This is a genomic window from Actinomadura sp. KC345 (genome assembly GCF_004348515.1).
Classification (GTDB): domain Bacteria; phylum Actinomycetota; class Actinomycetes; order Streptosporangiales; family Streptosporangiaceae; genus Spirillospora.
The window spans coordinates 1-9655 of sequence record NZ_SMKH01000291.1; the positions used below are offsets into that span (position 1 = coordinate 1).

At 70.3% G+C, this 9655-nt stretch carries 8 protein-coding genes; 4 read left to right on the forward strand and 4 right to left on the reverse strand.

Annotated features, from left to right (window positions below; all coding sequences use genetic code 11):
• Positions 1 to 16: 16 nt before the first annotated feature.
• Positions 17 to 223, forward strand: coding sequence for a hypothetical protein (locus E1281_RS32520; protein ID WP_347813327.1), 207 nt, complete (start codon positions 17 to 19; stop codon positions 221 to 223).
• 162 nt (positions 224 to 385) lie between these two features.
• Here the strand turns inward: E1281_RS32520 and E1281_RS32525 are convergent, their stop codons facing one another.
• On the reverse strand, positions 386 to 1738 hold the full coding sequence (locus E1281_RS32525; RefSeq protein WP_131883546.1) for a HAMP domain-containing sensor histidine kinase: 1353 nt from the start codon (positions 1736 to 1738) through the stop codon (positions 386 to 388).
• Between the two features lie 83 nt (positions 1739 to 1821).
• On the opposite strand from E1281_RS32525, the gene E1281_RS32530 reads away from it, so the two are divergent.
• A complete protein-coding gene (locus tag E1281_RS32530) occupies positions 1822 to 2340 on the forward strand; it encodes a hypothetical protein (RefSeq protein ID WP_131883547.1) in 519 nt (172 codons plus the stop codon).
• 14 nt (positions 2341 to 2354) lie between these two features.
• Here the strand turns inward: E1281_RS32530 and E1281_RS32535 are convergent, their stop codons facing one another.
• From E1281_RS32535 to E1281_RS32545, 3 genes are all read right to left on the reverse strand, one after another.
• Positions 2355 to 3032 (reverse strand): response regulator transcription factor, encoded by a 678-nt coding sequence (locus tag E1281_RS32535; RefSeq protein WP_207943619.1) that lies wholly within the window; start codon positions 3030 to 3032, stop codon positions 2355 to 2357.
• A 170-nt stretch (positions 3033 to 3202) separates the two neighbouring features.
• A complete protein-coding gene (locus E1281_RS32540) occupies positions 3203 to 3793 on the reverse strand; it encodes a DUF305 domain-containing protein (RefSeq protein WP_131883548.1) in 591 nt (196 codons plus the stop codon).
• Complete coding sequence (locus E1281_RS32545; protein WP_131883549.1) at positions 3790 to 4569, reverse strand: lytic polysaccharide monooxygenase; 780 nt, start codon at positions 4567 to 4569, stop codon at positions 3790 to 3792. Before E1281_RS32545 ends, E1281_RS32540 begins: the two co-directional genes overlap by 4 nt.
• 565 nt (positions 4570 to 5134) lie before the next feature.
• Here E1281_RS32545 and acnA point away from each other — a divergent pair.
• A complete protein-coding gene (gene acnA, locus E1281_RS32550; protein WP_131883550.1) occupies positions 5135 to 7900 on the forward strand; it encodes an aconitate hydratase AcnA in 2766 nt (921 codons plus the stop codon).
• A gap of 541 nt (positions 7901 to 8441) precedes the next feature.
• Positions 8442 to 9655 (forward strand): HNH endonuclease signature motif containing protein (locus E1281_RS32555; RefSeq protein WP_243717655.1); only part of this gene is annotated, 1214 nt, incomplete at its 3' end.

Sequence of the window (9655 nt, forward strand, 5' to 3'; positions counted from 1 at the left end):
GTCGTAGGCTCGGGGGATGCCGACGCACGAGCGCGAGATCACCGAGGCCGTCGACCTGTGCCTGCCGAGCGGGCGGCTGAATCCGGACGCCGTGGGCTGGACGCGGAGGCCGCTGCACCGGGCCGACCTGCGGGGCCGGGGGCGGGTCAAGCGCCGTCCCGAACCTCGTGGCCATCCGGCGTCCTTCCCAGGGCACTGCGCCCCTGTTTCGGCGGTCACCTAGGGAGGCCGCCCGCTATGGCGAAACTCATCGCACCCGGTTCACGCGATTCCCTCTTAACGTCCTTTCAGTGCTTCCTTAAGCCTTGAACAAGAGGACGGCCGTGGTGTTCCGGTGGCCGTCTCCGGGCGGCGGACGAGATTAGTGTGGCGTGATGACCGATGGTCAGCGGCGTCCGGCGCGGCGGGCCGCCCGGCGCGAGGCCGGCTGGGGAGCGGTGCGCAGCCACATCTCGATCTGGGCGCCGCCCAGCGGGGAGTCGCCCGCGCGCAGCGACCCGCCGGTGGATTCGGCCAGGCGCCGGGCGATGTCCAGCCCCAGCCCGGTGGAACCGGCGCCGCTGGCGCCGCGCCGCAGCGCCGCCTCGACGTCGGCGATGCCGGGACCGGCGTCGCCGAACAGCAGGCCGGTGGAGTGGCGGCCGCGGTGGACGGTGAGACGGAAGGCGGTGCCGTGCGGCGTGTGCCGGAATATGTTGCCCATCAGCGCGTCCAGCGCGGCGGCGAGATCGGTCTCGGCGACCGGGACCGGGGCCGGCTCGCCGGCGCCGACCAGGTCCCAGCCGCGTTCCTGGTCCTCGGCGAGCGCCGACCAGAACTCCAGCCGCCGGCGGACCACCTCGGCCGCGTCGCAGCCCGCCGGCGGGGCCGCCTTCCCGCCGGACGTTCCGGCGGGCCGCCGCGCGGCGGCGATGATGTCGTCCACCGCCGTTTCCAGCCGTTCCAGCGCGCTGCGGCTTTGCGCCAGCCGGGCCGGGTCGCCGGGATTGGCGGCCAGCCCGTCGAGGTCGACCCGCAGGGCGGTCAGCGGGGTGCGCAGCCGGTGCGACAGGTCGGCGCCGGCCTCCCGTTCGGCCGCGAGCAGCCGGGCCAGCCGGTCGGCCATGTCGTTGAACGCCTCGCCGGCGGCGCGCAGCTCCGCCGGTCCCCGCGGATCGACGCGCGCCGCCAGGTCGCCCGCGGCGACGTGGGTCACCGCGCGGATGAGCCGGTCGATGGCCCGCACCACCCGCTTGGCCAGCCGGTCGGCCATCGCCACCGACACCAGCACCAGCGCGAGCGCCACCAGGGCGAGGATCACCCACGACCTGACGACGCCCCGGCTCAGCTCGTCCTGCGGCACGTACACCTCGATGACCGCCGGTTCGGCGGCCTCCAGAAGCACCGGGCGCAGCAGCACCTTCCCGCCCGGAGCCGCGACGGTGGACGTGCGGCTCAGCCGCCGCGCCGAGGCCAGGTCCCCGGGCGGGGCATGGGGCGACCCCAGCACCTCGCCGGTGGGCAGATGGAGCGCCAGCCGTCCCGCCGTCCCGGCGGGGACCGAGCCGACCGCGTCGTTCAGCGCGGCCGGGTCGGCGGTCACCGACAGCACCGGGACCAGCGACGCCGCCTGCCGCTCGGCCGCGTTCAGCGCCCGGTCGTGCGCCATCTGGCCGTTCAGCAGCCCCAGCGGGACGACGAACGACAGCGCCACCATCGCCGTCACCGCCGTGGCGATCCGCGCCAGTGCCGTTCTCATCCCACCCACCCTTCCGACGGGCTCCCACGCGCGCCGACCGTGTGAGAAGTGAAAGATATGCTCCTATGGCAGGAATGAGGCCCATGCGAGCTCGAATCGGTTTCACGGCGGTGTGGGCCGCCACCACCGCCGCCGGCATCGCGATCAGCTGGACGGGCGTGGGCGGCGCGGTCCGCGGGACCGCTCTGGGCTCGCCCGACCTGGCGGCGGAGGTCCCCGTCCTGGAGGGGCGGCCTCCGGCCGGCCCCTCCGCCGGTGCCTCCGCCGAGGACTCTCCGTCCGCGTTGCCGTCCCCGTCCCGTTCCGGGGCCGATGCCGCGCCCACCGCCACGCCCGAGGGCGAGCGGCCGGCGTCCCCCGAGGTGTCGCGGAAGCCCGGCGAGAAGACGCGCACCTACACGGTCAAGTCCGGAAGCGTGGTGCTGGCGCTGTCCGACGACGCGGCGCGGCTCGTGTCCGCCACGCCCGGCGACGGCTTCCGGGCCAAGGTGTGGAGGCAGTCCAAATGGCTGCGCGTCGACCTGACCGACGACGTTCACGGCTCGGCCGTGTTCGCGAAATGGAACGGCCATCCGCCGATCATCCAGGTCTACGAGTACTGAGCTGGCGCGGGGCGTCATTCCGGGGCCGTCAGCATCACTCCCACGCCGCGCACGGTGTGCAGATAGCGCGGTGCGGCGGAACGTTCCCCCATCTTGCGGCGCAGCCAGGACAGGTGGACGTCGATGGTCTGGTCGTCTCCGTACGGCTGCTGCCACACCTCGCTCAGCAGTTCGCGCCGCGTCACGACCCGTCCGGCGTTGCGCGCCAGGAACGCCAGCATGTCGAATTCCAGGCGGGACAGCCGCAGAACGGCCTCGCCCAGTTTCGCCTGCCGCCGGTCGAGGTCGATATTCAATTCTCCGACCACCAGGGACTTCTGCCGGTGCTCCGTCCGCGTCCGCCGGAGCACCGCCTCGATCCGGGCGTGAAGATGACCGGCCGAGAAAGGCTTGACCAGATAATCGTCGGCCCCCGATTCCAGCAGCCGGATGATCTCCGGTTCGCCGTCCCGGGCCGTCGCCACGATCACCGGCACGTCCGAGACCGCGCGCAGCATCTTGAGCGCCTCGCCCCCGTCGAGGTCGGGCAGCCCCAGGTCGAGGACCACGACGTCGGGTGTGTTCGCGGCCGCGTCCCGCAGCGCGTCCAGGGCCCGGCCGGCGCTGCGCACCGTGTGCCCCAAATCCCGGAGTTCCCGCAGAAACGCCTGCCGGACATGGTCGTCGTCTTCAACCAGCAACACGGTAGCCACGGTCGAACAATATCCCATTAAGTATGGACCGAAAGGCCGATCCAAAAGGTTCGCTCATGGCTCCGGCACGTCCCTCCTACACGTCCATCCGGCACGTCCGGCCGGACGGGCGAGGCTGCCATGCCCCGCCCGTCCGGCGCCGGAAACTCCGCGGAAACCGCGTGCCGGACTCAGCCGTTGAGCAGACCGAGCATCTGCCGGATCTGGTCGGTCCGGGACTCCTTGACGCGCTTGGCGAACGCTTTGGCGCCGGCGTTGCCGCCCTTGCGCAGCTCTGTCTCGGCCATTTCCACCGCGCCGTGCTGGTGCCCGACGAACAGGTTGAGGAACGCCGGTTCGAAACCCGCCCCGGTGGTCCGCTTCAGCGTCTTGATCTCCTTGGCGCCGGTGGCCGGCATGCCGCCATGGGCGGCGTGCGCGCCCGCCGGGTGATCGCTCGTGAGGGGCTTCGACCACGCGCGGAGCCAGGAGCTCATGGTCGTGACCTCTTCGGACTGCGTCGCCACGACGGCCGCGGCGAGATTGCGCACCTGGGCGCCCTGGGCTCGCTCGGCGGCCACCTGGGCCATCTCCACGCCCTGCTGGTGATGCGCGATCATCATCTGCAGGAACATCACGTCCTGCTCGTTGTAGCCGTCCGAGGCCGGCGCGTCCGAGGCGGCGCTCGCCGGCTCCGACGACGTCCCTTCCCCGCCTCCGCACGCCGTCAGCAGCAGCAGGGGGACCAGGAGCACGGCCGGCAGCAGGGCGCGGGTGCTCACAGCGCGAGCCACAGGGCCGGCGTGAACTCGGGCTCCCAGCTGCGGATCGTCGTGTGCGCCTGCCGGCACCGGTAACGGGTGCCCTTGTAGGTGACCTCGTCGCCGGCGGCGTACGTGACGCCCGCCTGCCAGGCTTCACCGTCGGCCGGGGCGCCGGTCGGCTCGGGCTGCGCCGGTGCGGGCGTGGAGGGGGTGCTCGTCGGGCCGGAGGTGGGCTCCGCCGTCGGCTCGGGGGAGGCCGAGTCCGGCGGCTGCGCTCCGGAACCGCCGCCGACGTCCAGATCGACGCAGTTGTAGAACGCCATCGGCGTGTCCCCGATGTTCCACACCGCCAGGACCTTCTGCCGGCCGGGGAAGTCGCTGAGGTCGACCTGGTGCGTCACGACCGATTCCGGGATCTGGTTGCCGTCGTCGAAGACGGCCACGCGCTCGTCGCCGACGAAGTACTCCCAGGTGCTGGTGCGGTGGCGCGCGGTGAGGGTCCAGCTGAACGTCACCGTGCCGCCGACCGACTTCGCCGGCCAGTCACGGCTCTCGTCGGACAGCACCGCGAACCGGCCGAGGCCGCCGTGGCAGTTCTTCTGCCCCTTCGGCCCCTCCACGCTCTGCGGTTCGAATTGAATGGGACCGCAGTCGGGAACGGCGCCCGCGGCGCACAGCGCCTGCCGGCTCGGCGGCGACGATATGTAGCCGTGCGCAGCGGCGGGCCCCGCGGTGAACAGTGTTCCGCCGGTGGCCGCGAGAATGGCGACTGGGTAGGCGATGGTCCTGCGCATACAGGCCGTCCTCCATTGTCCTGACGGTTCGGCCGCCGAATTCCGAGGCGGCCTCGATGGCCGTCAGGACATTAGCCACGACTGTCCTAAGACCGCCTTAACGACCAGGGAAGCACTCGTCAATCTTCGGCCCCTCCCCGGCGCGGAATCGGCCGGTCCTCCCGGTCGCCCGGTGCGGCCCTGGACGTGCGCTCCCGCGCCTGCGCGCTCGCCTCGCCCAGGACGGCCGGGCGGCGGCCGTCCCCGCCGGTCCGGCGAGTGGTGGGGGTGATCCTGGGTAGGTCGGCGGCGACCTCTGCCCCGCGGCGGCCCTGCCGGGGTGCAGTACCTCGACATCGAGATAAATTGAAGATAGCTTGACGTCGAGAGAAATCTCGTCGAAGTTGGGCCGCCCCGATTCCCGACCGAGGGCCGGGCTAAGGCAGGATCATGGGGAGATGAGCTTTCCGTCCCGGGCGACGTGCGCGCCGCGCCGGCCGCCGGGGCGGGATTCGACGAACTGAGAAGACAGCGCCGCGCGCTCATGTCCCGGACCGGACGCGCGGTGGTGACGGAGGAGGAGTCCGTGTCCGCGAACAGCTTCGGCAGCCGTGAAAAGCTGCAAGTAGGCGACAAGTCGTATGACATCTACCGGCTGGACGCCGTCGAGGGCTCGGCCCGTCTCCCGTACAGCCTGAAGGTGCTCCTGGAGAATCTGCTGCGCACCGAGGACGGCGCGAACGTCACGGCCGACCACATCCGCGCGCTCGCGGGCTGGGACTCCAAGGCCGAGCCGAGCAAGGAGATCCAGTTCACCCCGGCCCGCGTGATCATGCAGGACTTCACCGGCGTGCCGTGCGTGGTGGACCTCGCCACGATGCGCGAGGCCGTCCGCGAACTGGGCGGGGACGCGAGCAACATCAACCCCCTCGCCCCGGCCGAGATGGTCATCGACCACTCCGTCATCGTCGACTACTTCGGCACCGCGCAGGCGTTCGACCGCAACGTGGAGCGGGAGTACGAGCGAAACCGGGAGCGCTACCAGTTCCTGCGCTGGGGACAGACCGCGTTCGACGAGTTCAAGGTCGTCCCGCCCGGCACCGGCATCGTCCACCAGGTCAACATCGAGCACCTGGCGCGCGTGGTGTTCGACCGGAACGGCACCGCCTACCCCGACACCTGCGTCGGCACCGACTCGCACACCACGATGCAGAACGGCATCGGCGTCCTCGGCTGGGGCGTCGGCGGCATCGAGGCCGAGGCCGCGATGCTCGGCCAGCCGATCTCGATGCTCATCCCGCGCGTGGTCGGCTTCAAGCTGACCGGCGGGCTGCCCGCCGGGACGACGGCGACCGACCTGGTGCTGACCATCACCGAGATGCTGCGCGAGCACGGCGTCGTCGGCAAGTTCGTCGAGTTCTACGGCGAGGGCGTGCAGGCGCTGCCGCTCGCCAACCGCGCCACGATCGGCAACATGAGCCCCGAGTTCGGCTCCACCTGCGCGATCTTCCCGGTCGACGGCGAGACGCTGAAGTACCTGCGGCTGACAGGGCGCGACGAGGAGCAGATCGCGCTCGTCGAGGCGTACGCCAAGGCCCAGGGCATGTGGCTCGACCCGTCCGTCGAGCCCGAGTTCTCCGAGTACCTGGAGCTCGACCTCTCGACGGTCGTCCCGTCGCTGGCCGGCCCGAAGCGCCCGCAGGACCGCATCTCCCTGTCCAACGCGAAGACGACCTGGCGGCGGGACGTCCAGAACTACGTCGAAAGCGTCCTCGGCGCGGCGGACGAGGCGTCCAACGAGAGTTTCCCGGCCTCCGACTCGCCGGCGGTCTCCCACGCGACCGAGGGTGACAAGCCCCGGCACGTCGACCCCAACGGCTCCGGCCGCCCGCACCACCGCGTCCAGGTCACCCTCGACGACGGGACGAGCTTCGAGCTCGACCACGGGCACGTCGCCGTGGCGGCCATCACCTCCTGCACCAACACGTCCAACCCGTACGTGATGATCGGCGCGGCGCTGCTGGCCAGGAACGCCGTGGAGAAGGGCCTCACCCGCAAGCCGTGGGTCAAGACCTCCCTCGCGCCCGGATCGCAGGTCGTCACCGACTACTACGAGCGCGCCGGCCTCACCCCGTACCTCGACAAGATCGGCTTCAACCTGGTCGGCTACGGCTGCACCACCTGCATCGGCAACACCGGGCCGCTGCAGCCGGAGATCTCCAAGGCCGTCAACGACAACGACCTCGCGGTCACCGCGGTGCTGTCCGGCAACCGCAACTTCGAGGGCCGCATCAGCCCCGACGTGAAGATGAACTACCTGGCGTCGCCGCCGTTGGTCATCGCCTACGCCCTCGCCGGGACGATGGACATCGACATCCTCAACGATCCCATCGCCGAGGGCACCGACGGTCCGGTCTACCTGCGCGACATCTGGCCCGAGCCGGACGAGGTGGCCTCCATCGTCGAGTCGTCCATCGGCCAGGAGATGTTCACGCAGAGCTACGCCGACGTGTTCAAGGGCGACGAGCGCTGGACCGGTCTCGACATCCCGACCGGCGACCTGTTCGAGTGGGACCCGGACTCCACCTACGTGCGCAAGGCCCCGTACTTCGACGGCATGGGCGCCGAGCCGGAGCCGGTCACCGACGTCCACGGCGCCCGCGTCCTGGCCAAGCTCGGCGACTCGGTCACCACCGACCACATCTCCCCGGCCGGGGCGATCAAGGTCGGCACGCCCGCCGCGCAGTACCTCCAGGACAACGGCGTCGCGGTGAAGGACTTCAACTCCTACGGCTCGCGCCGCGGCAACCACGAGGTCATGATCCGCGGGACGTTCGCCAACATCCGGCTCCGCAACCAGCTCCTGGACGACGTCGAGGGCGGCTACACCCGCGACTTCACCCAGCCGGGGGCGCCGCAGTCGTTCATCTACGACGCCTCGCGGAACTACGTCGAGCAGGGCATCCCCCTCGTCGTCATCGCCGGCAAGGAGTACGGCTCCGGCTCGTCCCGCGACTGGGCCGCCAAGGGCACCGCGCTCCTCGGCGTCCGCGCCGTCATCGCCGAGTCCTACGAGCGCATCCACCGCTCGAACCTGATCGGCCTCGGCGTGCTGCCGCTCCAGTTCAAGGACGGCGACTCCGCCGAGTCCCTCGGCCTCACCGGCACCGAGACGTTCGACATCACCGGCGTCACCGCCATGAACCAGGGCGGCGTCCCCGACGAGGTCACGGTGAAGGCGGACGGCAAGGAGTTCACCGCCACCGTCCGCATCGACACTCCGGGCGAGGCGGACTACTACCGCAACGGCGGCATCCTCCAGTACGTCCTCCGGAACCTTATCCGCAAGTAACCGCGACAACGAACAGGCCGCTCCGTAAGGGGCGGCCTGTTCGCTTTCACTTCCTACTTGCGCCCTGTCGCCCTGCTGACGCACGATCTCGTTGATCCAAAATGGGTACGGAACGATTTCGAGGCGCTGAACGACTCTCCAAGGGAATGGCATATATCTGCACAGGGCGGTGGGGGCGGCGCAGCGTACGGGGCCGCCCCTCCAAAGTCAAGGGCGCCTTCGGCGTCGCTTCGCGATGGGACTTCGTCCCACCCTTGACTTCGGAGCCTCTGCGGCCCCTGGGTCCAGCTTTTCGGGGGGCAGGCTCCGCCTGCCCCCTGCCCTGGTCGCGCCGCCCCCACCGCCCAGCCACGAACGGGACAAGGGAAATTCCCCGTTCTCCGATTCTTTGATCTTGCGATTTTCCGACGTGGCTTCGTGGTGATATTATTCGAACCCGGAATTCGTTCGGAACTGTGACAGTGTGGCTACATAGTTCCACCGACTCCAGTATCATAGTTATATGGGTACGGTGGAGATCGATCTCGACGCCGCGTCCGCCATGGAATTGGTGGACGCGGCGTCGGCGATTGCCGCTAAACTCGCCGAACTCGAGGCTCCCGAATCCGCTGCGGCCTGTTTCGAACTCACCGAGAAACTCGCACGTGCCACCGACCAACACGAAAGCGCCATCGCCGGATTCGTCTCCGTGGTCGACAATTCCGGGGAAGTGCAACGGTGGGGCCTTCCGTCCACACAATCGTGGCTGCGGTCGCGCTTGGGGATGCGCGATGCTCGCGCCAAGGAACGCCTCACCCTGGCGCGGCACCGTCACCGCCTTCCCTCTGTGAGCACCAGGTGGGCCGCCGGGGATCTGTCGTACGGCTACGCCGCAACGATCGCGGGGGCCGTCACCCGGCTGGACGACGCGGACTGTGCCGCCGCCGAGAAGATCCTGCTCGACATGGTCGACCAGGACTTCTCCGCCGGGAAGGTCGCCACCTTCGGCCGCCGCATCCGCGACGTCATCGCCGAGCGCGACGGCACCGAACAGGCACCCGACGACGCCAAACGCGGCTATGAGCGCTCCTGGATCGACTCAACGCGTTCGCTGGACGGCGGCCGATACCTGAAAGGCTGGCTGAACGCCGAAGACGCCGCCCTCTGGGACGGCACCCTCGGCCCGCTGGCCAAACCCGCAGGCACCGACGACCGCCGAGACCTCTCCGAACGGACTGCGGCCGCGCTGACCGGCGTCCTCTCAGGTGGACACAAGGCCACCAAGGTCACCCTCATCATCGACCTGGACACCCTCACCGGCGGTTCCGCCCCGGCGCGCCTCACCGACGGCAGCCCCATCCCCGCCGAGCAGGCCCGCCGCGTCGCCCTCAACGCCGGAGTCTCCCCGCTGATCCTGGGACGCGGCAGCATCCCCCTCTACCTCGGCTACCGGCACCGGTTCGCCACCCCCGGCCAACGCCAGGTCCTGGAAGCCCTTTACCCGACCTGCGCCGTCCAGGGGTGCGAGGTGCCCGGTACCGGGTGCGAAATCGACCACGTCCACGGCTGGGCGCTGGGGAACAGTCCTACGAACATCGATGAGCTGGCCCTGGCCTGCGGGTGGCACAACCGACACAAGCACGCCAACCCGGCCCAGATGCACATCACCAAGGGCCAGGACGGACGCTACGTCTACCGCCTCCTACCACCAGACGAAGCCCGAACCGGCACCACGGCAGCCACACCGACGGCCGACACCCACCCTCTGCTCGAACC